This window comes from Pseudoxanthomonas suwonensis, assembly GCF_000972865.1.
In the GTDB taxonomy this organism is placed as follows: Bacteria; Pseudomonadota; Gammaproteobacteria; order Xanthomonadales; family Xanthomonadaceae; genus Pseudoxanthomonas; species Pseudoxanthomonas suwonensis_B.
This window is the reverse complement of the sequence record NZ_CP011144.1, coordinates 1,753,657-1,777,548: the sequence shown is the minus strand read 5'-3', so window position 1 is coordinate 1,777,548 and position 23,892 is coordinate 1,753,657. Positions and strand designations below refer to the sequence as shown.

Genomic DNA, 23,892 nt, shown 5'->3' with positions numbered 1-23,892 from the left:
TTACTGGTTCCATCACCCATGACAGGCACGCGCGGCGTGCCCGATTCTCGTCATGCACCGCCACCTGGGTCAAATGACTTTGGTCATGTCCGCGCTGCGGTGGGCGGAGCGTCGCTCAACCCAGCGATCGGGCGGTGTTGATGACGTTGATGCCGTCGAAACGGGCGGTGGACGAGCCGTGCGAGACCGCAGAGACCTGGCTGGGCTGGCCCTTGCCGTCGAAGAACGAGCCGCCCAGCCGGTAGTCGCTTTCGTCGCAGATGGCCGAGCAGGCGTTCCAGAATTCGGGCGTGCGGATCTGGTAGGCCACGTCCTCGATCTGGCGGGTGACCTGGCCGTTCTTGATCTCGAAATACAGCTGGCCGCCGAACTGGGCGTTGAAGCGCTGCTGGTCGATCGAGTACGAGCCGCGGCCGTGGATGTAGATGCCGTTCTCGACGTCCTTGACCATGTCGGCTACCGAGAGGGACGCCTTGCCCGGGGCCAGCGAGACATTGGGCATGCGCTGGAACTGCACGCTGGACCAGGAGTCGGCGTAGCAGCAGCCGTCCGACTCGGCCTTGCCGAGAATGTGCGCCTGGTCACGGATGGTCTGGTAGTCGACCAGGATGCCGTCCCTGACCAGGTCCCACTGCCTGGTCTTGACGCCTTCGTCGTCGTAGCCGACCGCGCCCAGGCTGCCGGGCTGGGTCTTGTCGGCGAAGAAGTTGACGATCGGGCTGCCCCAGCGGAAGCCGGCCTCGCGCTTGTCCAGGGTGGCGAAGCTGGTGCCGGCGTAGTTGGCCTCGTAACCGAGCACACGGTCCAGCTCCAGCGGGTGGCCGACGTTCTCGTGGATGGTCAGGAACAGGTTGCTCGGGTCGATGACCAGGTCGTACTTGCCCGGCTTGACCGACGGCGCGTCGAGCTTGGCGCGCGCCTGCCGGGCGGCGGCCACCACGTCCTCCATCACGTCGTAGGAGCGCTTGTAGGCGACGACCCCGCCGGGCAGCTGCAGTTTGTCGGCCGGGTCGGCGTCCAGGTATTCGTAGCCCATGCCCATCGGCGCGGACAGGCCGTCCCGGGTGCGGAACGCGCCGCTGGCCTTGTCGATGGCGGTGACCGTGAACGGCAGCCAGATCCGGTGCACGTCCTGGTCGATCCAGGAGCCGTCGGTGCTGGCGAAATACTTCTGCTCGTTGATCAGGAACATCCGCGAAGCGACGAAGTCGGCGCCAGCGTTTTGCGCGGCGGCGTTGACCGCCAGCAGCAGTTCGACCTTGTCCTTGATCGGCACTTCCATCGCGTTCTTGCGGATCGGGGTCTTCCAGGTGACCTCGCCGACGCCCGGCGCGGGCGCCAGCTGCACCGGCGCGGTCCGGATCGAACTGTTGGCCCTGGCGATCGCCACGGCCCGGCGCGCGGCCTCGGCCACGCCGTCGGGCGTCAGCCGGTTGGTGGCGGCGAAACCCCAGGCGCCGTTGGCGATCACGCGCACGCCGGTGCCGGTGGATTCGGTGTTGGCCACGTTCTGTACCCGGTCCTCGCGGGTGACCAGCGACTGGCTCAGGTAGCGGCCGATGCGCACGTCGCAGTAGCTGGCGCCGGCCTGGCGTGCAGCGCCCAGCGCGGCATCGGCCAGCGACTTGCGGGTGGCGACGTCGATCGAGCCCAGCAGCTCCTCGGCGGCGACCAGGCGCGAATGCGGCAGCATCAGGCCGGCCAGGCCCAGGCCGGAACAGGAGAGGAAATCGCGTCTGCGCATGGGGAATGCCCGCAAGGAGAACAGCGCCGGACTTTGGTCGGCGTGCGCCGTTGCGTCAAGCGATGGAGGTCACGTCGGTGGCGTGATGCACAATGCGCCGATGTCCGCCGCCAGCGAAAAACCGTTCGCGCCGGCCTGCGAGCGCAACCAGGGGCCGATCCTGGCCGTACTGCAGAGGCACTTCGGCGGCGTGCGCCGGGTGCTGGAAGTCGCCAGCGGCACCGGCCAGCATGCGGTGCACTTCGCCGCGGCGATGCCGTGGCTGGTCTGGCAGGCCAGCGACCGTGCCGCGTACCTGCCGGGCATCCGCCAGTGGCTGGACGAGGCGGCGCTGGTCAACACGCCGCCACCGCTGGCGCTGGACGTGGCCGGCGAGTGGCCGTCCGCCGGTTTCGATGCGGTGTTCAGCGCCAACAGCCTGCACATCATGGGTTGGGCGGAAGTCGAGGCCTTCTTCGCCGGCACCGGCCGCGTGCTGGCGCCCGGCGGCCTGCTGGTCGTGTACGGGCCGTTCAACTACGGCGGCGGCTACACCAGCGACAGCAACCGCGACTTCGACGCCTGGCTGAAGGCCCGCGATGCACGCTCGGGCATCCGCGACGCCGAGGCCGTGGACGCACTGGCGTGCGGCATCGGCCTGGCATTGCTGGAAGACAGTGCCCTGCCGGCCAACAACCGCTGCCGGGTCTGGCGGCGGACGGGCTGAGGCGGTCGGCTGCGCGAGTCCGGCGCCAGTCACCGGCGAAGCGCATCGCGTGCCGCGAAGATCGTTCCCCGCTGCAGGGCCCGGTCTCCACACTGCCGCCTCTCGTGTGCGGTCCAGGCGAACCGCCTTTGCTGATGGCGCACCTGATCGCGCTCTGCTACCAGCGCATCGCCGACGTGCAGCGATTCGGGCCCGGAGGAATTGATACTCTCGCCCCTCGCTTCCCGGGGACCCACCATGCGCCATACGATCATCGGTCTGTTGCTGGCCATCGCCGCTTTCTTCCCGACAGCCGCCCTGGCCGCACCGCCGACGGATGCGGAAGTGGCGCGCTACGCGCGGTCCCTGCTCGAACAGTCGTTCCCGGATCCTGCAGCCACGCCCGGCATGGCGGTGCTGGTGGCGCGTGGCGACCGCGTCCTCTATCGCGATGCGCGCGGCACGGCCAGCCTGGAACTGGGCGTGCCGCTCGCGCCGGACCAGGTGTTCCGGATCGGCTCGGTGACCAAGCAGTTCGCCGCCGCCGGCGTGCTGAAGCTGGTGGAGGAGGGCAAGGTCGCGCTGGACGATCCGCTGGCGAAGTACGTGCCGGGATATCCCGGTGCCGGCCAGGTCAGCGTACGCATGCTGCTCAACCACACGTCCGGCATCCGCAGCTACACCGGCGTGCCCGGCGTCATGGACGGACCGATCCGGCAAGACCTGGCCACCGCGCAGCTGATCGACACCTTCAAGGACGAGAAGCCCGATTTCGAGCCCGGCAAGGGCTTCCGCTACAACAATTCCGGCTACGTGCTGGCCGGCGCGGTGATCGAGGCGGCCAGCGGCATGCCCTGGCACCAATACCTGGACCAGGCGCTCTTCCAGCCGCTGGGCCTGGCCCGCACCGGCTACGGCAACCAGGCGGTGGCGGTGATCCCGGGCCATGTCACCGGCTACACGCTCAACGGCGGGCAGTGGGCGCATGCGCGCCATCTCAGCATGACCCAGCCGCATGCGGCCGGCGCGCTGGTGTCCACGGTGGACGACCTGCTGAAGTGGAACCGCGCGCTGCATGGAGGCCGGGTGCTGAAGGCGGAGACCTACCGGCAGATGATCGAACCGTTCCAGGAGGATGAGCCGTACGGGTTCGGCATCGTCCACCAGCCGTTCCGTGGCGCGCACCTGCTGCAGCATGGGGGCGGCATCTTCGGCTTCTCGTCCTACCTGGCCTACGTGCCGGACGCCGAACTCACCGTGGCCGTGCTCTACAACGGCGACGCCAGGCGTCCGCCGATGCCCGGCACCGGCACCTTCGCCCACCGCATCGCTGCCTACGCCATCGGCCGGCCCTACCCGGAGAAGAAGGCGGTGGCCGTGGATGTGGCCACGCTGGCGTCGTACGAGGGCGTGTACCGCATCGACAAGGACACCGCGCGGGTGCTGCGCGTGGTCGATGGCCGCCTGACGTCCCAGCGGACCGGCAGCGAGGCCTTCGCGTTGATTCCGATCGGGGGCGACCAGTTCCTGTTCGAGGAGGGACTGTCGCGGATCGCATTCGAGCGCGATGCGGTGGGCAAGGTGACGGCGATGCGCTTCTTCCCCGACGACGAGGGTGAAGGCGAGGTCACGTCGCGCAGCGACGAGCCGCTGCCGGCCGCGCGTACCGAGGTCGAGCTGCCGGCAGCGGTGCTGCAGCGCCTGGTCGGGCGCTATTCGCACCAGGGCAGGGTACTGACCGTGGCGCTGGCCGATGGCCGGCCGACCGCGCAGCTGGCCGGGCAACCGGCATTCGAGATCTTCGCCGAGTCGCCGACCCGGTTCTTCCTCAAGGTGGTCGATGCGGCGCTGGAGTTCGCGCCGGGCGAAGCGCCGGCATCCGGTGTAACCCTGCACCAGGGTGGGAAAGCGCTGGAGTACGCCCGCGTCGTGGACTGACGGGAGCGGGCGCCGGGCACGCCGACGCTGCCGGCCCACACCCGCCATGGGTCATGCCGCGTCGAGGCTGACCACCCGCAGCGGGTTGTCCCAGTCCCTCAGCAACTGCGCCTCGCGCGCCTTGGCCTGGTGCAGGTGCGCTTCCTTGACGTGGCCGTAGCCGCGGATGTGCTCGGGGATGCTGGCGATCTGCGCGGCCAGTTCGAGGTTGCCGGCATCGAGCTTCGCCAGCAGCCGCTCGACGGTGGCGAAGTAGTCGGCGATCAGCTGCCGCTCCATGCGCCGCTCGGCAGTGCGGCCGAACGGATCCAGCGCGCCGCCGCGCAGGAAGCGCAGCCTGGCCAGCCACTTGAATGCGGTGAACACCCAAGGCCCGTACTCGCGCTTGAGCAGCCGGCCCTGTTCATCCTTCTTCGCCAGCAGCGGCGGCGCCAGGTGGAGGCGCAGGCTGTAGTCGCCTTCGAACTGCTGCTGCAGGCGGCGCTGGAACTCGCCGCTGGTGTACAGCCGGGCGACTTCGTACTCGTCCTTGTAGGCCATCAGCTTGAACGCGTAGCGGGCCACCGCCTCGGTCAGCGCGGTCGAGCCCGGCGCCTTCAGGTTCTCGGCGGTGCGCACCCTGGCCACCAGGTCGGTGTAGCGGCGCGCGTAGGCGGCATCCTGGTAGTCGGCCAGGAACTTCTCGCGGCGCGCGACCAGTTCGTCGAGGCTGCGCGACAGGCGCAGGTCGTCCAGCGGCAGCGCGACGACCTGGCCGGTGGCGGTGTCCAGCGGCGAGGCGCCGCCGTCCGGCAGGCCGCCATGCTCGGGCAGGCCGCGCAGTTCGCGCTCGGCGCGGACCGGCCGCGGCGCGCTGGTGCTGCCCCATTCGTTGCCTTCCCAGTCGCCGGGCGGCAGCTGGCGCAGGCCGTCGGGCACGCGTTCGTCGGCGGTGGCCGGGTTGGAGACCAGCCCGGCGGCGGCGGCCACCGCCTGCGGATCGACCGCGGCCAGGCGGCCCCAGGCGAAGGCCTGCTGGTTCATCTCGATGGCCGCGCCGTTGAGCTCGATCGCGCGCATCAACGCGGTGAAGGAGATCGGCACCAGCCCCAGCTGCCAGGCGTAGCCGAGCATGAACAGGTTGCTGGCGATGGCGTCGCCCAGCAGCGCGGTGGCCAGCTGGGTGGCATCGAGCAGGCGCGGCTCGCGCCCGCCGAGCGCCAGCTTCACCCCGGCGACGATGTCGGCCGCGGGGAAGTGCAGGTCCGGGCGCATGGTGAAGGTGCCCGGCATCGCCTCGTAGGTGTTGAGCACCACTTCCGAGCGTTCGGCGCGCACCTTGGACAGCGCCCAGTAGTCGTTGACCACGACCATGTCGCAGCCCAGCACCAGGTCGGCCTCGCCGGCGGCGATGCGCACGGCGTGGATGTCCTCGGGCGTGCGCGCGATGCGGATGTGGGTGGTGACCGCGCCGCCCTTCTGCGCCAGGCCGGTCTGGTCGAGCACGGTGGCGCCCTTGCCCTCCAGGTGCCCGGCCATGCCCAGCAGCGCGCCGATGGTGACCACGCCGGTGCCGCCGACGCCGGTGATCAGGATGTTCCAGGGCTGTTCCAGCGCGGAGCGGAACACGGGATCCGGCAGGTTCTCCAGCCGCGCCGCCGCCTCGGCCTTGCGGCCCTTGCGCGGCTTGCCACCGTGCACGGTGACGAAGCTGGGGCAGAAGCCCTTCACGCAGGAGTAGTCCTTGTTGCAGTTGGACTGGTCGATCTCGCGCTTGCGCCCGAACTCGGTTTCCTTGGGCAGCACCGACACGCAGAAGCTCTTCTGGCCGCAGTCGCCGCAGCCTTCGCACACCAGGGTGTTGATCATCACCCGCTTCTGCGGGTCCTCGAGCTTGCCGCGCTTGCGCCGGCGCCGCTTTTCGGTGGCGCAGGTCTGGTCGTAGATCAGGATGCTGACGCCCTTCACTTCGCGCAGGCGCTTCTGCACCGCGTCCAGCTCGGCGCGGTCGAAGAACTCCATGCCGGACGGGAACAGCTCGCGCTTGTGCCAGCGCGAGATGTCGTCGCTGACCAGCACGATCGTGTCGATGCCCTCGGCGCGCATCTGCCAGGCGATGTCCGGCACGCTCAGCTGGCCGTCCACCGGCTGGCCGCCGGTCATGGCCACCGCGTCGTTGTAGAGGATCTTGTAGGTGATGTTGACCTTGGCCGCGACCGCCTGGCGGATCGCCAGCGAGCCGCTGTGGAAGTAGGTGCCGTCGCCCAGGTTCTGGAACACGTGCGGGGTGTCGGTGAACGGTGCCTGCCCGGCCCAGGTCACGCCTTCGCCGCCCATGTGGGTGAAGGTGTCGGTGGAGCGGTCCATCCAGGTGACCATGTAGTGGCAGCCGATCCCGCCCAGCGCGCGCGAGCCGTCCGGCACCACCGTGGAGGTGTTGTGCGGGCAACCCGAGCAGTAGTGCGGCACGCGCGGGAAGTTGGCCCGCGGCAGGGCCATCTCCGCTTCCTTGGCGTCCATCCAGCGCAGTCGCTGCTCGATCGACTCCGTATTGAAGAAACGCTGGATGCGCCGGCCGATGACGCCGGCGATGGTCGCCGGGGTGAGCTCGCCGGTGGACGGCAGGATCCACTCGCCGGCCTCGTCGTACTTGCCGACGATGCTCGGCCGCCGGCCCCAGTCGGCCGGCCAGTTGTAGAACTGCTCCTTCATCTGCCGCTCGAGGAAGGCGCGCTTCTCCTCGACCACGACGATGTCCTCCAGGCCGCGGGCGAAGCGGGCGATGCCCTCCGGCTCCAGCGGCCAGGTCATGCCGACCTTGTACACACGGATGCCGATGTCGCGGCAGGCGGTCTCGTCCAGGCCCAGGTATTCCAGCGCCTGCAGCACGTCCAGGTAGCTCTTGCCGGTGGTGACGATGCCCAGGCGCGGGTTCGGCGCATCCAGCACGATGCGGTCGATGCCGTTGGCGCGGGCGAAGGCCTGCGCGGCCTTGACCGCGTAGCGGTGCAGGCGCATTTCCTGGTCCAGCGGCGGGTCGGGCCAGCGGATGCTGAGCCCGCCCGGCGGCAGTTCGAAATCCTCCGGCAGCACGATCGACCGCGCGAACGGATCCACCTGCACCGAGGCCGAGGACTCCACCGTCTCGGCGATGGTCTTGAAGCCGATCCAGCGCCCGGTGTAGCGGCTCATCGCCCAGCCGACCAGGCCCAGGTCGAGGATGTCCTGCACCCCGGCCGGGTTGAGCACCGGCATCATCGCGCTGACGAACTCGTCCTCGCTGCCGTGCGGCAGGGTCGAGCTGCGGCAGGCGTGGTCGTCGGCGGCCAGCGCCAGCACGCCGCCATGCTTCGAGGTGCCGGCGGCGTTACCGTGCTTGAACACGTCGCCGCAGCGGTCCACGCCCGGGCCCTTGCCGTACCACATGGCGTAGACGCCATCGACCTTGGCCCCGGGGAACAGATTGGTCTGCTGCGTGCCCCAGACCATGGTCGCGCCGAGGTCCTCGTTGATGCCCGGCTGGAAACGGACCTTGGCCACCTCCAGGTGCTTGCGCGCCCGCCACAGCTCCAGGTCGAAGCCACCCAGCGGGCTGCCGCGGTAGCCGCTGACGAAGCCGGCGGTATCCAGTCCGGCGGCCGCGTCGCGCAGCTGCTGCATCAGCGGCAGTCGCACCAGCGCCTGCACCCCGCTGAGGTAGATGCGGCCGTCGCGGCGGGTGTACTTGTGCTCCAGCGTGTAGTCGCGGTCGAACGTGTCCAGCCCGGGCGAGTTGGCGGAGGAGGGCGAGGTCAGTTCGGCGGTGCTGGTCATGGGCTGGCCTTGGGGCGCTGGCGGGTGCCGGGCCTCGCCGGCCCGGTGCGGAATGATATCAAGCGCCATTCTGTGATGAACCGCACTCCCTGAGTGTGCGCTGCTGCGGTTAGGATGCGGGAGGGGAGGCTGTTGCTTCGGGGAATCGTCGTGAAGAAGTTGCGTTTTCCGCTGGCCCTCGGGCTGGCGATGTGTTCGTGGCTGGCCCAGGCGCAGTCGCTGCCGGCGCCGAAGGAGTTCTACTTCGACCAGGATGTGCAGACCACGCGCGCGATCGTGGCCATTCCGGGCGAGGGCGACGCCGTGGTCGACCGGCTCGCGGCCGCGGTGCAGCGCAAGCCGACGGATGTCGAAGCGCGCGCCCAGCTGGCGCGCGTGGCCATGCGCTCCGGCCGCGCGGAGCTGGGCGAGGAGCTGTACCGCGTCGCGCTGAGGAACGCCGGCGGCAACCAGCGGATCACCCGCACGGTGTCCTGGAACTACGCCTGGGACCTGTACATCGCCGGCGAACACAGGCGCGCGCTCGAGCAGTGGCAGAAGCTGCTGGGCGGCTGGCCCGCCGCTCCCGGCTGGCAGCCGCCGACCATGGCGCTGGCGCTGTGGAAGCTCGGCTACAAGGCCGAGGCGGTGGCCTGGTATGCGGCGGCGGTGCGCACCGAGCCGCAGGAGTGGACCAGCGCGGGCAACTTCTCGCGGCTGCTGCCCGAGTGGCGCGATGAGGATCGCGCTGCGCTGGCCGAGGTGCTGGCCGCCTGGCAGGCCGATCCGCCGTCCTGGCCGTAACCGGCACCGACGCCACGGCCATGCGAAAATTTCGCGGCGCCGCGTCGGCGCCGGCACGTCGCGGCCCATGATCAGCAACGAACTCGACATCGAGCCCTTCCGCGCGCGGCTGCGCGCGCACGGACGGGTGCAGATTCCCGGCTTCCTGCAGGAGGATGCGGCCACCCGGCTGCACCACTGCCTGCGCGACGAGGTGCGCTGGGAGACCGCGCAGCGCGCCGACGCCGAACCCGCCCCCGGCCAGTCCGCCAGCGCGGTGCCGGGCAGCGCGCAGGACGCGGCGTTGCTGGAAGCGGCCACCCGCCGCGCGCGCGAGGGGTTCGAGTTCTACTTCGACCGCTACCGCATGATCGAGGCGCGCCGCGACGGCCTGGATCCGGAACTGGTGCTGCACGCGGTGGTCGATTTCCTCAACAGCCCGCCGTTCCTGCAGTTCGCCCGGCACCTGACCGGCGACCAGGCGATCCGCATGGTCAGCGCGATCGCCGTGCGCTACCGGACCGGGCATTTCCTGCGCGCGCACAACGATCGCGTCGGCGACGAGGACCGTGCCTTCGCCTACGTGATGAACCTCAGCCGCGACTGGCTGCCGGACTGGGGCGGCCTGCTGCACTTCCTCGACCCCGCCGAGCAGCGGGTGGTCGACACCTTCACGCCGCTGTGGAATTCGCTGAGCCTGTTCCGCGTGCCGCAGCCGCACGTGGTCAGCCTGGTGGCGCCGTGGGCCGGCGCGCCGCGCTACAGCATCACCGGCTGGCTGCGCCGCGGCTGATCCACGCATGGCCTGGGACGCGTTCGCCCTGATCCTGGCCATGCTCGGCCTGGGCATGGCCCTGGGCCGGACCACGCTGCTGCCGGCCAACGCCTCGGAAACACTGAACCTGGTGGTGCTGTACGTGTGCCTGCCGGCGGCGGTGCTGCTGTACGTGCCGCGGCTGCGCCTGGAGTGGTCGTTGCTGGGCGTGGCCCTCACCCCGTGGCTGCTGATGGGCGCGACCTGGCTGCTGGTGACGCTGGCGGCGCGGCTGTGGCGCTTCCGCCGCGACGAGTACGCGGTGCTGCTGTTGTGCGTGGGCCTGGGCAACACCAGCTTCATCGGCTACCCGATGGTGCGCGCGCTGCTGGGCGAGGACGCGGTGCAGTACGCGGTGGTCTACGACCAGTTCGGCACGTTCCTGATGCTGTCGACGGTGGGCCTGTACATCGTCGCCCGCTACAGCGGCGACGCCGCGCCCGGCGCGCGCGCGATCGCGCTGCGCATCGCCCGCTTCCCGCCGGTCTGGGCGCTGCTGGCCGGGCTGACGCTGATGCCGGAACAGCCGCCGGAGTGGATCGCCTCCGGCCTGAGGCGCCTGGCCGAGGCGATGCTGCCGCTGGTGATGCTGGCGGTGGGCCTGTCGATCCGGCTGAAGCTGCCGCGCGACGAAGTGCGGCCACTGGCGACCGGGCTGGTGCTCAAGCTGCTGGTGATGCCGGCGCTGGCGCTGCCGGTGTCGCTGCTGTTCGCCATGCCCGACGCGATGCTGCGCGCCAACGTGCTCGAGTCGGCGATGCCGGCGATGATCTCCGCCGCCGCGCTGGCGATGGCGCACGGCCTGGCGCCGCGGCTGGCGGCCGCGCTGGTCGGATACGGCATCGTGCTGTCGCTGCTGACGCTGCCGGCGTGGGCCTGGTTACTGATGCGCATCGCTGGCTGAGTTGTCGCGGGAGCCGGGCTCCGGCCGGCGACATGCCACGTCGGCACAGGCGACTTCCTCGTGTTTCCGACGCCCGTGTCGCCGGCTGAACCCGGCTCCTACAGAAGAGCCGGGCGACACAGCTGTTGTAGGAGCTGGCTTCAGCCGGCGACATGCCAGGTCGGCACAGGCGACTTCCTCGTGTTTCCGACGCCCGTGTCGCCGGCTGAACCCGGCTCCTACAGAAGGCCGGGCGACGCAGCTGTTGTAGGAGTTGGCTTCAGCCGGCGACATGCCACGTCGGCACAGGCGACTCCCTCGTGTTTCCGACGCCCGTGTCGCCGGCTGAACCCGGCTCCTACAGAAGAGCCGGGCGACGCGGCTGTTGTAGGAGCTGGCTTCAGCCGGCGACACGACGCGCTGGCACAGGCGACGCCCTCATGTTTCCGACACCCAGGTCGCCCATGAACAGGCTCCTGCACGGGAAGCGCCGGATCATCGACGTTGCCCGCGCGCGACCGCGCGCCCGCTTGTCCGCATGCCTGCGACGCCTCCTGGCATGCCCACGCTCCCGTGCCGCCGCAGGCGCCGCGCAGTCAGTCCGCCGGCACCGTGCGCTCCAGCGCCCAGGCGCGCAGCGCGGACACCTGCTCGGCCATCAGCACCGACAGCGGCCGGGTGCCGCGGATCTCGGCCATCAGCAGTTCGGTGTCCAGCGCGCGCTGCTGGGCATGCGCCGCGTACAGGCCCGAGACGATGGCCTGCTCGATCTCGGCCCCGGAAAACCCGTTCGAGGCGGCCGCCAGCGCCGGCAGCGCGAACGCCTGCGGCTCCAGGCCGCGTTCCACCAGGTGGATGCGCAGCAGCTCCACCCGGGTGTCCGGATCGGGCAGGTCGACGAAGAAGATCTCGTCGAAGCGGCCCTTGCGCAGCAGCTCGGCCGGCAGGTGCTGGACCTGGTTGGCAGTGGCGACCAGGAACACCGGCGCCTTGCGCTCGGCCATCCAGGTCAGCAGGTAGCCGAGCACGCGCCGCGACACTCCGCCATCGCCCTCGCCGGCGTCGGCCGCAACGCCCTTCTCGATCTCGTCGATCCACAGCACGCACGGCGCCAGCTGCTCGGCCGAGGCCAGCGCGGCGCGCAGGTTCTGCTCGGTCTCGCCGTGGTACTTGGCGTACAGGGTGCCGAAGTCCAGCCGCAGCAGCGGCACGCCCAGCGATCCGGCGATGGCCTTGGCCAGCAGCGACTTGCCACAGCCCTGCACGCCCAGCAGCAGCACCCCGCGAGGTGGGTCCAGCCCGGGCGGCGGCGACCCGGCGAAGGCGGCGCGGCGCTGGCCGACCCAGCGCTTGAGCCGGCGTGCGCCGGCCACCTCGTCGAAGCCGGCGGTGTCGTATTCGTAGTGCAGGTGGCCGCTGCGGTTGAGCAGCTCGAACTTCAGCCGCGCCAGCTGCGGCAGGTCCGAGGCTGTGAGCGCGCCGTCGGCGTGGATCAGCTGGCGGGCGATCCGGCGCGCGTCGTGCAGGTCCAGGCCCTGCAGGTGGCGCACGATCTGCCGCACCGCGTCCTCTTCGGCCTCCACCCGGCGGCCGCCGTTCTCGCGGGCGTAGCCGGCCGCTTCCTCGCGGACCAGCTTCAGCAGGGCGGCCGCATCGGGCAGGCGCGGGGAAAAGCGCACCGCCAGCGCGTCGAGTTCCGCCGGCAGCTCGACCTTGGCGCCGACCAGCACCAGCACGTGCGGCTCGCAGCCGCGGCGCTGGACGATGTCGCGCAGCAGGCGCTGGTGGCTGGCGTAGCCCAGGTAGGGGTGGAAATCCAGCAGCAGGTAGATGCCGCGCTGGTCGGCCTGGCGGATCGCGTGCAGCACCGAGCTGGCGTCCGGCGGACCCTCGGCGGCGTCCTCGCGGTCCAGGTCCATCCGCCGCAGGCCTTCGGTGATGGTCCAGCGGTGCAGCGCGCGCCACACCTGCATCAGCGACTGCCGGAACAGCTCCACCACCCGCTCCTCGTCGCGGGTCTCGATCACGATCAGCGGGGTATTGGCCCGGATCAGGGCGGTCAGGTCCTGCAGCTGGCTCATGGTGCGTCCGTGGCGGTGGCCGGGGCACGATAGCAAGCGGCGACAGGGGCTTCCTACCGCCTCCGCGGGGCCCGGTGTACCCTGCCGGTAGCCAATCCGGAGGCAGACCGCGCATGAAGACGATCCTCGTGGCCGGTTCCAAGGGCGGGGTGGGCAAGACCACCATCGCCACGCACCTGGCGGCGCATTCCGCGCTGCAGGGCAAACGCACGGTGCTGGCCGACGCCGATCCACAGGGTTCGTCGACCCGCTGGGCCGAGCGCCGCGCGGCGCTGGACAGCGCGGTGCTGCCGCTCGATGCCAGCCGCCGCCGCGCCTGGCGGGCCTGGCTGCCCGACGACGCCCAGCGGGTGATCATCGACGCGCCGGCCGGTGCCATGGCCGACGACCTGGACGCCTTCATCGAGCATGCCGACGCGGTGGTGGTGCCGGTGCAGCCTTCGGCGCTGGACATCGAGGCCACGGTCGCCTTCCTCAACACCCTGGGCAAGGTGCCGCGGGTCCGCAAGCACAAGCTGCCGGTGGCCCTGGTGCTCAACCGCAGCAAGCCCTGGACCAACACCAGCCAGCAGGCGCTGGAGATGCTCAAGACCTGGCCGTACCCGGTGGTGGCGCAGCTGCGCGACACCCAGGCCTACGTGGTGCTGGTCGGCCTGGGCCGCAGCCTGTTCGACTACCACTCCGCGCAGGTGCGCGAGCACCAGGCCGACTGGGAGCCGCTGCTGAAGTGGCTGGCCAAGGCCTGAGCGGGCGTACCGGCAAGTTAAGGAGGAGTCCGCGATGCGACAAGTGATCCTGCTGCGCCATGCGCATGCAGAACCAGCCTCGCCGGGACAGGCCGATCTCGACCGGCCGCTGTCGCCGGTCGGGCTGGCCGAAGCCGAAGCCGCCGGCCGCTGGCTGCAGGCGCAGGGACTGCAGCCGGACCGGGTGCTGTGTTCGCCGTCGCGGCGCACGCGCGAGAGCCTGGAGGCGGTGCTGGCGGTGATCGGCTATGCCGAGCAGCGGTTGGAGGAGGCGATCTACGAGGCCACCCCGGGCACGCTGATGGGCCTGCTGCAGGAGCAGCGCGACGTCGAGCGCCTGCTGCTGGTCGGCCACAACCCGGGCCTGGAGCGGCTGGTGGCCCTGCTCGACACCGGCCAGTCCAGCGACTATCGCGGCATGCCGCCGGGAGGCGTGGCGGTGCTCGCGCTGCCGGAACTTCCGGCCCAGGACACGATCGAACCGGGCCTTGGCCGGCTGACGGCGTTCTGGTGGCCCTGAGCCGATGTGGAAGTCCGGGGGATATGCGTGGCTGCCGTGCGCGGTCCTCGTTTGCGCCGCGCTGGCGGCGGCGGCCGGAGCCCAGGAGCCGGCCGCGTCGGTGGCGTTCGACACCGACCGCAGCTGGCTGGGCTTCGAGGTGCGTACCCGCTTCGGCCAGCGCCTGGTCGGCGAGTTCCCGCACTACGAGGGCGCGGTCGAGCATCTGCCCGACGGCCGCCACCGGGTGCGCCTGCGGGTGGCCACCGGCGAGGCGGCGATCCCGGGCCGGCCTCGCTACACCGGCTGGATGCACGGCCAGAGCTTCTTCGATTCGGTGCGCTACCCGTGGATGGAGTTCGTCTCCGAGCCCTATGCCCCGGCGCTGGTGCACGAAGGCGGGCCGCTGAAGGGACGCCTGAGCCTGCGCGGAGTGACCCGCGACCAGGAACTGGAAGTGGCGCCGGCCGCCTGCGCCCGCCCGGGATGGGACTGCGACATCCAGGTCGGCGGCGGCATCGACCGCGCCGACTACGGCATGCGCGAATGGCAACTCGCGCTGGCCGACCAGGTGCGCCTGGAAGTGCGCGTGCGCCTGCGCGAGGCCGCGCCGTGACCTTGAGGGTGTGCCGCCTGGCCTGGGTCCTGCTGCTGCTGTCGACCGCCGCCTGCAGCACCCTGACCGCGGCCCAGCGCGAGCATGCCGCCGGCATCGCCGTGGCCGCGCGCGAGGACGCGGTCGGGTGCGACCGTGCGGACCGCTGCGCCGAACCGTCGGAACTGCGCGCGCTGGCCGGTGCCGCGTTCACCGAGTCGGCGGCCGCGCCGGACGCACCGCCCCGGCACTACGCGCTGATCCTGGACGAGGGCGGCGACGCCTTGCTGGCGCGGATCAACCTGATCCGCAGCGCCACCCGCAAGATCGACCTGCAGACCTACATCTTCGACAAGGACGACAGCGCGCGGCTGGTGATCGACGAACTGCTGGCGGCGGCACGCCGCGGGGTGCAGGTGCGCGTGCTGATCGACCAGCTGTCGGCGATCGCCGACCTGCAGATCCTGGCGGCGCTGGCCGGCGCCCACGAGAACCTGCACCTGCGCATCTACAACCCGACCTTCGGCCAAGCCGTGCCCAACTACCTGGACTACGCGGCCAGCGTGGTCTGCTGCTTCCGCCGCTTCAACCAGCGCATGCACAACAAGCTGCTGGTGATCGACGACGCGGTCGGCATCGCCGGCGGCCGCAACTACCAGGACGACTACTACGACTGGGACAGCGAGTACAACTTCCGCGACCGCGACGTGCTGGTCGCCGGGCCGGTGGTGCGCGAGATGGAACACAACTTCGTCGCCTACTGGAACGACCCGCGCAGCGTGCCGGCCGAGCGCCTGGACGACGTGGCCGGGGTGCTACTGGCGCAGGGCGTGCCGGCGCTGCCGCCGGCGCGGCCGACCCGGCCGGAGCGCATCGAGACGATGTCGCAGGCGGCCCGCGACGCGGCGCTGGTGCGCGAGCGGCTGGTGGCGCGCGCCATCCCGGTGGGCGCGGTCGCCTACCTGGCCGACGTGCCGCGCAAGCACCACGAGGGCCCGGATACCGACGGCGCCGGCCTGTCCGGGCTGGCCGCGCTGCTGGCCGGCGCGCAGGACGAGATCCTGCTGCAGACGCCGTACCTGGTGCTGTCCGACCAGGCGCTGGAGATCTTCCGCGGCCTGCGCGCGCGCCCGCAACCGCCGCGCGTGGTGGTGTCCACCAACAGCCTGGCCGCCACCGACAACCCGATCGTCTATGCGCTCACCTACAAGTACAAGCGCCGGCACGTGCGCGAACTGGGCTTCGACCTGTTCGAGTACATGCCGTTCCCGGCCGATCCGCCGGTGGACCCGGCGCTGGGCGCGTGGCAGGCGGGCGATCCGCCGACGCGGCCGAACGTGGCCCGCAGCGAACTGCCCGGTGGCAGCCTGGGCGGCAGTTCGGGCGCCGACGGCGACGGCCGGGTCGAGGACAAGCTGCGTACCGAGACGCGGCCCTCGCTGCTGCGCACCAGTGCCCCGGCCAGCCGGCCGGTGCCGGTGAGCGGGGAGGGGCCGCGCATGGGCCTGCACGCCAAGTCGATGGTGATCGACCGTCGCATCGGCGTGGTCGGCACCCACAACTTCGATCCGCGCAGCGAGACCTACAACACCGAGGCCGTGGTGCTGATCGAAGACCCCGCGTTCGCCCACGCGCTGGCGCAGAGCATCGAGCGCGACATCGCGCCGGGGAATTCGTGGACGGTGGCGCCGCGGCAGAAGCCGCCAGTGCTGTCCGGGCTGAACTACAGCATGGGCAAGGTGCTGGAGGCCTCGCCGGTGCTGGACCTGTGGCCGTGGCGCTACGCCACCAACTATGCGTTCCAGCCGGGGCCGGACTGCCCGGCGCCGCTGCCGCGCCGCGACCCGGACTTCCACCGCTGCTACGAAGCGGTCGGTGATTTCCCCGAGGTCAGCCTCGGCGCGAAATCGATCCTGACCCGCATGCTGACCGCCTTCGGCGCCGGCCTGGTGCCGATCCTGTAGGGCGCCACGATGCGGCCCGGCCCGCCCGGGTCGAGGAACGCGCCGCCGCACGTGAGGAAGTAAAGCGATCGGGGGTTGCTGTCCTTGGGTGCGTGGCCACGCACCCAAGGCACAGGTGACGCCCCGTGATTGCGACGCCGGTGTCGCGGGCAAGCCCGGCTCCTACAAGGGATGGCGCCGGCCTCGGCGATAATGGCCGCGCCTTCCCGCCACCCTGCCCGCCATGGCCTTCCGCGCCCCCGTTTCCCTCGACGCCCTCAACCAGCTCAGCCGCGGCACCCTGATCGAGCACCTGGGGATCGTCTTCACCGCCGCCGGCGAGGACTGGCTGCAGGCGACCATGCCGGTCGAGCCGCGCACGCGGCAACCGTACGGGCTGCTGCACGGCGGCGCCTCGGTGGTGCTGGCCGAGACCCTGGGCAGCAGCGCCGGCAACCTGTGCCTGGACACCCGCGAGTGCATGGCGGTGGGTCTGGAGATCAACGCCAACCACCTGCGCGCGGTCCGTGAAGGCACGGTCACCGGCACGGCCCGGGCGCTCCACGTGGGCCGCACCACCCAGGTCTGGGACATCCGCATCGAGGACGCGCGCGGCCGCGCGGTGTGCGTCTCGCGGCTGACCCTGGCGGTGGTGCCGGTGGCCGCGCCCGTGTAGGCGCCGGGCTTGCCCGCGACCGCCGCCGCCGGCACAGCCGACGGCCTCGTGTTCCGATGCCCGTGTCGCCGGCAAGCCGACCGTGCAACCGAGTCGACGGGCCCGCCGGTCGCCGGCTGCTCCATCCGGTCGCGTCGCCCGCAAGACCGTGCCTGAACCCCGGACCGTTCACGTCCGCCGCGCACGCCGCGGGGGTCTTCCACCCCGTATCCATCCCGCGTCCCGGCGCGGTATCGTGCGCGCCCATGGACCCCACTCCCCCACGTGCGGCCCGGCATCCCGAGCGATCCGGCGCCCTCGCGCGTTCCTTCCGCTACCTCTACCGCATCCCGCTGCTGCTGCTGCACGTCCTGCTGCCGCTGCCGCTGACCCTGCTGTGCCTGGCACCGCCGCTGGCGCGCATTCCCTGGGGCCCGGAGACCCTGGGCGACCGCGCGGTGCGCGCCTGGTCGGCCGGGCTGCTGCGGATCTTCGGCTTCCGCCTGCGCCGCTTCGGCACGCCGCTGCCGGGGGCGACCCTGTTCGTGGCCAACCACGTCAGCTGGATCGACATCGAGACCCTGCACAGCCAGCGGATGATGGGCTTCGTGGCCAAGCGCGAGATCGCCGGCTGGCCGCTGGTGGGCTGGCTGGCCGCGCGCGGGCAGACCATCTTCCACCAGCGCGGCAGCACCGACTCGCTCAACGGCGTGCTCGGGCAGATGGTGGAGCGGCTGCGCAGCGGCAAGTCGGTGGGCGTGTTCCCGGAGGGACGCACCCGCGGCGGCCATGAGGTCGGCCCGTTCCACGCGCGGATCTTCCTGGCCGCGGTCGAGGCGCAGGTGCCGGTGCAGCCGGTGGCGCTGCGCTACGGCGAGCGTGGCGAGGCGCAGACGCTGGTCGCCTTCGCCCCGCGCGAGAACTTCGTGGCCAACTTCTTCCGCCTGCTCGGCGAGCGCGCCCGCGCCGCCGAGGTGCATTTCCTCGAGCCGATCCCGCCCGGCGACATCGGCGGCCGCCGCCGCATCGCCGAACTGGCGCGCGAACGGATCGTCGCGGCGATGGAACAGCCCTAGCGCGCCGGCGCACTTGCGCGGCGGATGTTGCGGTGCAAAATTAGCCCCGCTGCCCCCGTCGACCGCCATGCTGACCGCCTCCGACTACCGTCCGCCCCGCCTGCTGCGCAATCCACACCTGCAATCGGTGCTGGGTTCCAGCAGCCTGCGCCGGCGCCGTGGCCTGCGCGCGCTGGCCGCCAGCGGCGCGGCCACCCGCGAATACATCCTCGACGGCGGCCACGGCGCACGCCTGCAGGGCTGGCACAGCCATGTGCCCGGGCGCGAGCCGGCGGGCATGGCGCTGCTGCTGCACGGCTGGGAGGGCAGCGCCGATTCGGGCTACATGCGCCTGACCGCCGCGCGCCTGCTGGCCGACGGGCTGGACGTGTTCCGGCTGAACTTCCGCGACCACGGCGACACCCATCACCTCAACGAAGGCCTGTTCCACTCCAACCGGCTGGACGAGGTGGTGCACGCGACTGCCGACATGGTCCAGCGCCTGCGCGTGCGCGACCTGGTGGTGGCCGGCTACTCGCTGGGCGGCAACCACGCCCTGCGCCTGGGGCTGCGCGCCGGCATGGCCGGGCTGCCGTTGCGGCGCATCGCCGCGGTCTGCCCGCTGGTCGACCCGGCCACGACCATGGCCCGCATGGAGCGCGCGCCGCAGTTCTATGACTGGTACTTCCGGCGCAAGTGGCGCAGTTCGCTGCTGCGCAAGCGCGAGCTGTTCCCCGAGCAGCACGGCTATGACGACGCCACCCTGGCCCTGGACATGCGCAGCCTGACCGCCTGGCTGGCCGAGCGCTACGCCGGGTTCGGCCGGGTGGAGGACTACTTCGACAGCTATTCCATCGCCGGTGACCGGCTGGCCGGGTTGGCGGTGCCGGCCAGCATCCTGATGGCCGAGGACGACCCGGTGATCCCGTTCGAGGACTTCCGGCGCTGGCGGCTGCCGGCCGGGGCGGAACTGGAAGTGGCGCGCTGGGGCGGGCATTGCGCATTCGTTGAGAGCCTGTCCGGCGACGGCTTCGCCGAGCGCTGGGTGGCTGAACGGCTGCGCGCGGGCCTGCCCGGGCGCTGACCCGCCGGCAGGACGGGAGCGCGCCCGGAGCGGCGCGGTAAACTGCGGGTTTTCCCCTGAAGACCCCCGAAATGCAGGAACGGATCCAAGAAGCGCTGCGGCGCGATGCGGTCGACGAGGCCCTGGCCCTGGCCCAGGACTGGGTGGCCCAGGCCCCCGACGACGCCAGGGCACAGCGCATCCTGTCGGCCGTGCTGGCGCGGTCCGGCGACCCGGCTGCGGCGCTGGTCGCACTGGACCAGGCGATGCTGCTGGCGCCGGAGGATGCCGGGCTGCACTTCGAGCGCGCCTTGCTGCTGCTGCGCACGAGCGACCCGGGTGCGGCCGGCGAGGCGCTCGGCCAGAGCCTGGGCCTGGACCCGAACCACCTGCCCTCGTACCTGGCCCAGGCGCACATGGCGCTGGCCCGCGACGACCTGGACGAGGCCGAACGGATCAGCCGCACCGCCGCGCGCATCGACGCGGACGACCCGCGCCTGGTGGCGCTGGACGCCCTGGTGGCGCTGCGCCGCGGCAACACCGACCACGCGCTGGCGCTGGCCTCGGCCGCCAGCGTGCAGCTGCGCGACGATCCGCAGCTGCTCTCCACCCTCGGCTTCGGCTACCTGGCCAAGCGCCACTGGGCATTCGCCGAACAGGCGTTCCGCCGCACCGCGGAACTGCTGCCGGACGCGCGCGCGCTGCAGCCGGTGCTGGCCCAGCTGGCGGCGGCGCAGGGACGCCCGGACGAAGCGGTCGACCTGCTGGTGCCGCTGCTGGAGGATCCTGCCACCGACACCGCGGCGCTGCGCCGCAGCGCGGGGCTGTTCGCACTGCAGGCCGGGCGTGGCGAGCAGGCGATGTCGCTGCTGCGCCGCAGCCTGGCGCAGCAGCCGGACGACCGGGTGGTGCTGGGCGGCCTGCTGGCCCTGTGGCGCGAGCGCGGCGACCGCGATGACGCGGTGGCCACGCTGGAGGCCGCGCTGGCGACCTCGCGCGAGGTGGGCGACCTGTGGGCCGCACGCCTGGCGCTGGAACCGGCCGGTACCGCGGAAGGCGAGCGGGTCCTGGAGCGCTGGCTGCAGGCCATGCCGGAGCACGTGCCGGCGCTGGAGACTGCGCTGTTCGCCCGCGACCGCGCGGGCGACCGGGAAGGCGTGGAGCGCTGCGCCCGGCGCCTGCTCGAGTTGCAGGCCGGGCATCCGGCGGCCGAACAGTTCCTGGTCGAGTCGCTGTTCGTCGACGATCCCGATGCGGCGCTGGCGCGCGTGCGCGCCATGCTCGTCCGGCCGTCGGCGGAGGGGGGGCAGGCGGCCGTGCGCAGCTGGCTCGGCCACCTGCTCGACCGCGCCGGCCGGCCGGCCGAGGCGCTGGCGGAATGGCAATCCCTCCATGGCGATTTCCGCACCGGCCGCCTGCCGCTGCCGGAATACGTGGGACTGGGCGCCGACGGTTGGCCGATCCTGGCCACGCCCGCTTCCGCCGAATCGCGGCCGCTGCTGGTCTGGGGCCTGCCGGGCTCGGGCATCGAGCGCGTGGTCGAGACGCTGGCGGGCGCCGGCGGGCCGGTGCGCCACGACCGCTTCGGTTCCGCTCCGCCCGCCGACCCGCTGCAGTCGCCGCTGGCCGCGCGCGCGCTGCGCGATGGCCAGCTGGACCCGGCTGCGCTGGTCGCGCAGTGGCGCGAGCAGCTGCCGTTGCGCGGCGTCGACGACGGCAACGTGGTCGACTGGCTGCCGTGGTGGGACAACGCCCTGCTGCTGGCACTGTGCCCGCACCTGCCCGAGGGCCTGCTGCTGACCACGCTGCGCGACCCGCGCGACATGCTGCTGGACTGGCTGGCGACCGGTTCGCCGGTGCCGCTGGCGCTGGAGTCGCCGGCCGCCGCCGCCGACTGGCTGGCGCAAGGCCTGGAACAGGTCGCCGAGCTGCACGAGCAGAGCCCGTATCCGCACCTGCTGCTGCGCGTGGACGACGTACTGGATTCACCCCCGGCGCTGGCCGCGCTGGTCGGGCAGGCGCTGGGCATCCAGCTGCCGCTCCCGGCGCCGGTACCGCGGCGCCTGCCGCCGGGCCGCTGGCGCGCCTATGCCGAGGTGCTGGCCGTGCCGTTCGCGCGGCTGGCGCCGGTGGCGGCGCGGCTGGGCTACCCTGAGGCCTGAGCCACCGCGAGGAGCAGCGCATGCGCATCTGGAGCGAGAGTTTCGAGCACCGCGGGCCGATTCCGGCGGAATTCGCCATGGGCCAGCCGGACGGCTTCGCCGGCAACCGCAACCCGCACCTGGCCTGGGACGAGGTCCCCGATGGCACCCGGTCCTTCGCCCTGCTGTGCATCGACCCGGACGTGCCGACGGTGGCGGAGATGGTCGGGCGCGAGGACGTGGAGATCCCGGTCGAGCAGCCGCGCACGGAGTTCGTGCACTGGGCGGCGGCCGACATCGCCGCCGACGTGCGCCAGCTCGCCGCCGGCAGCTGCAGCGACGGCGTCACCGCCAGGGGCAAGCAGGCACCGGCCGGTCCACCCGGCGCGCGCCAGGGCCTGAACGACTACACCGGCTGGTTCGCTGGCGACGCGCAGCTGGGCGGCGACTACCGCGGCTACGACGGTCCGTACCCGCCGTTCAACGACCAGCGCCTGCACCGCTACTTCTTCCGCCTGTTCGCGCTGGACGTGGCCGCGCTGGAACTGCCGGAGCGCTTCAGTGCCGCGGATGTGCTGCGCGCGGCGCACGGCCACGTCCTGGCCGAGGCGTCGGTATACGGCACCTACACCCTGAATCCGGCGCTGCGCGGCTGACGCGCCGGTCCAGGTTGGCTGCATCCGCTTCCGGCCGGGGGACCGCGGCGCGCGGCGGCTCGCGCCTGCTTGGGGTGCTGGCGTGCCTGGCGCTTGCGGTCGCTTCCGGCGCCGGGGGCGCGGCGGAACCGGCCGGGGATGCGTTCGACGCCCTGCAGGCCGTGGACCTGCACCGCGGCGCGGTGGCGCAGGCCATGCGGCAGATCGATGCCGCCGAGCAACGCGGCGAGGCGGTGCCGGAGCGGCTGCGGCGCATCCGGCACGAGCTGTATCCGCTGCTGTCGTGGGGGCGGATCACCGCCGACGGTTCGATCGTCGCCATCGACCCGGGCCGCAGGGATGGCGTATGGGGACTGGTGCTCGACCGCGGGCACCCGCTCCTCGCCGTGCCCATGCCGACCTTGACGACGCTGGATCTGGACGGCATCCACGCCGTCCGCATCCGTCCCGACCCGATGACCGGACCGTGGGCCGGCGTGTTCCTGGTCCACGAGCTGTCGCACGTGCTCGACCAGCGCGACGGTGTGGCGCGCGATCCCGCTTGCCGGGCGGAGTTTTCCGCGTACGTCGCCGAGCGGCAGTATTACGACCTGGCCAATGCCGGACGCCTGTCCACGGAGCTCGACCGGACGATCGACCTGCTCGGGCTCCGGCATCCGCAGGACGTCGTCCGCCTGTTCGTCACCGACGCCGAGCGTCTCGGCGATGCGCTGGCCGCACTGGAGCTCAGGCTCGGCGAACCGCCCGCGGCGAGCGCGGCGGAACGGGAAATGCGGGACGGCTTCTACTACGTCTCGCTGGTCGACCGCCTGGGCGCGCGCACCGGCCTCGCCGACGCGGAACGATGCGCCGGCATGGAAGAGGCCATGCGGCCGGCGAGCAAGTACTGATCCACGCCGACCCGCGCCAGGCGGGCCGGCGCGGAAGCGGACGTCAGCGCCGCACCTGCTCGCTCTCGACCACCAGGTCCAGCACGTAGGCGTAGCGCGAGGCGTCGGCCGGCACGTCCTGGCGGGTGTAGCGGTCGATGCGCAGCACGTTGCGCACGCCCGGCTGGTGGGTGAAGCCCTCGATCTCGTCGTAGAAGTTCTGCCACTCGCCCGGCTCGCCGGCGCGCAGGCCGTTCTCGTCGAAGCGGATCTCGCGGACCTGCAGGCACTGCTTGTCCGGGATCAGCGGGTGGCTGCATGGCTTGGTCTCGGAGGCGACCTCCAGGAACACGCGCTCGGGCGCCGCGCCGAAGCGGGTGGCCGGGGTAGGCGTGCCCTGGAACACCAGGCGGTCGCCGGCGGCGTTGGTCAGTACCAGCTCGGGCGCGTCGCCGGTGGTGGTGGCCACGGTCAGCGCGCCGGTGAGCCGATTGCCGACTTCCGCGTCCAGTGCGGACAGCTTCGGATCGGGGCAGGCCATCATGGTCGAGGCCATCGGGCTGAGGGTCAGCGTCTCGCCGTCCATGGTGAAGCCGCCGGACATGCGGTTGCAGGTGTTGGATACGGCCAGCCGGCCGTCGGCGAAGTCCAGTTGCAGCGGCTGGTCCGGACGCGCGAACAGCGCCTCGATGCGCTGGCCCTGGGCGTCGGTGGCCTCGCTGAGCCGCCAGTGGTGGGCCGGCAGCAGCGCGGCGGTGTCGCCGGCAGCCAGCGTCGGCGGCGCGGCCGGATCGGGCGTGGCCGCATCGGGCAGCTCGCCGGCCGGCGGCTCGGTGGGCACCGGCTGGGTGCAGGCGGCGATCGCCAGCGGCAGCAGCAGCGCGAGGGAGAACGACAGCGGGCGTTTCATGCGGAACCTCCGGGGCGGCGCCGGCCATGCCGGCCGGCAGATGGATACAGCGCATGGATAC

Annotated in this window: 19 protein-coding genes; 15 read left to right on the top strand and 4 right to left on the bottom strand. The window is 71.9% G+C overall.

Going from position 1 to position 23,892, the window contains the following annotated elements; genetic code table 11:
* Window positions 1–115: 115 nt before the first annotated feature.
* On the bottom strand, window positions 116–1,744 hold the full coding sequence (locus WQ53_RS07490; protein ID WP_052631565.1) for a TldD/PmbA family protein: 1,629 nt from the start codon (window positions 1,742–1,744) through the stop codon (window positions 116–118).
* A gap of 100 nt (window positions 1,745–1,844) precedes the next feature.
* On the opposite strand from WQ53_RS07490, the gene WQ53_RS07485 reads away from it, so the two are divergent.
* Entirely contained in the window at window positions 1,845–2,450 is a 606-nt protein-coding gene (locus WQ53_RS07485; protein WP_052633971.1) for a DUF938 domain-containing protein, read from the top strand.
* Between the two features lie 237 nt (window positions 2,451–2,687).
* Entirely contained in the window at window positions 2,688–4,367 is a 1,680-nt protein-coding gene (locus WQ53_RS07480; RefSeq protein WP_052631564.1) for a serine hydrolase, read from the top strand.
* Window positions 4,368–4,418: 51 nt separating this feature from the next.
* On the opposite strand, the gene WQ53_RS07475 is transcribed toward WQ53_RS07480, so the two are convergent.
* The gene (locus tag WQ53_RS07475; protein WP_052631563.1) at window positions 4,419–8,159 is read right to left on the bottom strand and encodes an indolepyruvate ferredoxin oxidoreductase family protein; all 3,741 of its coding nucleotides are present in this window, start codon (window positions 8,157–8,159) and stop codon (window positions 4,419–4,421) included.
* Between the two features lie 150 nt (window positions 8,160–8,309).
* On the opposite strand from WQ53_RS07475, the gene WQ53_RS07470 reads away from it, so the two are divergent.
* The 3 genes from WQ53_RS07470 to WQ53_RS07460 all read left to right on the top strand — a co-directional run bounded on the left by WQ53_RS07470 (window position 8,310) and on the right by WQ53_RS07460 (window position 10,639).
* A complete protein-coding gene (locus WQ53_RS07470) occupies window positions 8,310–8,942 on the top strand; it encodes a tetratricopeptide repeat protein (RefSeq protein ID WP_428992274.1) in 633 nt (210 codons plus the stop codon).
* Window positions 8,943–9,009: 67 nt separating this feature from the next.
* Entirely contained in the window at window positions 9,010–9,714 is a 705-nt protein-coding gene (locus tag WQ53_RS07465; RefSeq protein WP_052631562.1) for a 2OG-Fe(II) oxygenase, read from the top strand.
* A 7-nt stretch (window positions 9,715–9,721) separates the two neighbouring features.
* Window positions 9,722–10,639 (top strand): AEC family transporter, encoded by a 918-nt coding sequence (locus WQ53_RS07460; protein ID WP_052631561.1) that lies wholly within the window; start codon window positions 9,722–9,724, stop codon window positions 10,637–10,639.
* 575 nt (window positions 10,640–11,214) lie between these two features.
* On the opposite strand, the gene WQ53_RS07455 is transcribed toward WQ53_RS07460, so the two are convergent.
* Complete coding sequence (locus WQ53_RS07455; protein ID WP_052631560.1) at window positions 11,215–12,699, bottom strand: AAA family ATPase; 1,485 nt, start codon at window positions 12,697–12,699, stop codon at window positions 11,215–11,217.
* A gap of 113 nt (window positions 12,700–12,812) precedes the next feature.
* Here WQ53_RS07455 and WQ53_RS07450 point away from each other — a divergent pair, with 113 nt between their 5' ends.
* From WQ53_RS07450 to WQ53_RS07405, 10 genes are all read left to right on the top strand, one after another.
* Window positions 12,813–13,445 carry a ParA family protein gene (locus WQ53_RS07450; protein WP_052631559.1) on the top strand — a complete coding sequence of 211 codons (633 nt, stop codon included), beginning with the start codon at window positions 12,813–12,815 and terminating at the stop codon, window positions 13,443–13,445.
* 34 nt (window positions 13,446–13,479) lie between these two features.
* The gene (locus tag WQ53_RS07445; protein WP_052631558.1) at window positions 13,480–13,965 is read left to right on the top strand and encodes a SixA phosphatase family protein; all 486 of its coding nucleotides are present in this window, start codon (window positions 13,480–13,482) and stop codon (window positions 13,963–13,965) included.
* 100 nt (window positions 13,966–14,065) lie between these two features.
* A complete protein-coding gene (locus WQ53_RS07440) occupies window positions 14,066–14,560 on the top strand; it encodes a YceI family protein (RefSeq protein ID WP_236685921.1) in 495 nt (164 codons plus the stop codon).
* Window positions 14,557–16,503, top strand: a complete 1,947-nt coding sequence (locus tag WQ53_RS07435; protein ID WP_052631556.1) for a phospholipase D family protein — start codon at window positions 14,557–14,559, stop codon at window positions 16,501–16,503. Before WQ53_RS07440 ends, WQ53_RS07435 begins: the two co-directional genes overlap by 4 nt.
* Window positions 16,504–16,726: 223 nt before the next feature.
* Window positions 16,727–17,158 carry a hotdog fold thioesterase gene (locus WQ53_RS07430; RefSeq protein ID WP_052631555.1) on the top strand — a complete coding sequence of 144 codons (432 nt, stop codon included), beginning with the start codon at window positions 16,727–16,729 and terminating at the stop codon, window positions 17,156–17,158.
* A 245-nt stretch (window positions 17,159–17,403) separates the two neighbouring features.
* Window positions 17,404–18,213: a lysophospholipid acyltransferase family protein gene (locus WQ53_RS07425; RefSeq protein ID WP_052631554.1), complete on the top strand. Its 810-nt coding sequence runs from the start codon at window positions 17,404–17,406 to the stop codon at window positions 18,211–18,213.
* A gap of 70 nt (window positions 18,214–18,283) precedes the next feature.
* The gene (locus WQ53_RS07420) at window positions 18,284–19,276 is read left to right on the top strand and encodes a YheT family hydrolase (protein WP_173427234.1); all 993 of its coding nucleotides are present in this window, start codon (window positions 18,284–18,286) and stop codon (window positions 19,274–19,276) included.
* Between the two features lie 71 nt (window positions 19,277–19,347).
* Complete coding sequence (locus tag WQ53_RS07415; RefSeq protein WP_052631552.1) at window positions 19,348–21,417, top strand: tetratricopeptide repeat protein; 2,070 nt, start codon at window positions 19,348–19,350, stop codon at window positions 21,415–21,417.
* Between the two features lie 20 nt (window positions 21,418–21,437).
* A complete protein-coding gene (locus tag WQ53_RS07410) occupies window positions 21,438–22,052 on the top strand; it encodes a YbhB/YbcL family Raf kinase inhibitor-like protein (RefSeq protein WP_052631551.1) in 615 nt (204 codons plus the stop codon).
* A gap of 14 nt (window positions 22,053–22,066) precedes the next feature.
* Window positions 22,067–22,942, top strand: coding sequence for a hypothetical protein (locus WQ53_RS07405; RefSeq protein ID WP_052631550.1), 876 nt, complete (start codon window positions 22,067–22,069; stop codon window positions 22,940–22,942).
* Between the two features lie 43 nt (window positions 22,943–22,985).
* Here WQ53_RS07405 and WQ53_RS07400 read toward each other — a convergent pair whose 3' ends face one another.
* Complete coding sequence (locus WQ53_RS07400; protein WP_052633969.1) at window positions 22,986–23,819, bottom strand: META and DUF4377 domain-containing protein; 834 nt, start codon at window positions 23,817–23,819, stop codon at window positions 22,986–22,988.
* Window positions 23,820–23,892: the final 73 nt, after the last annotated feature.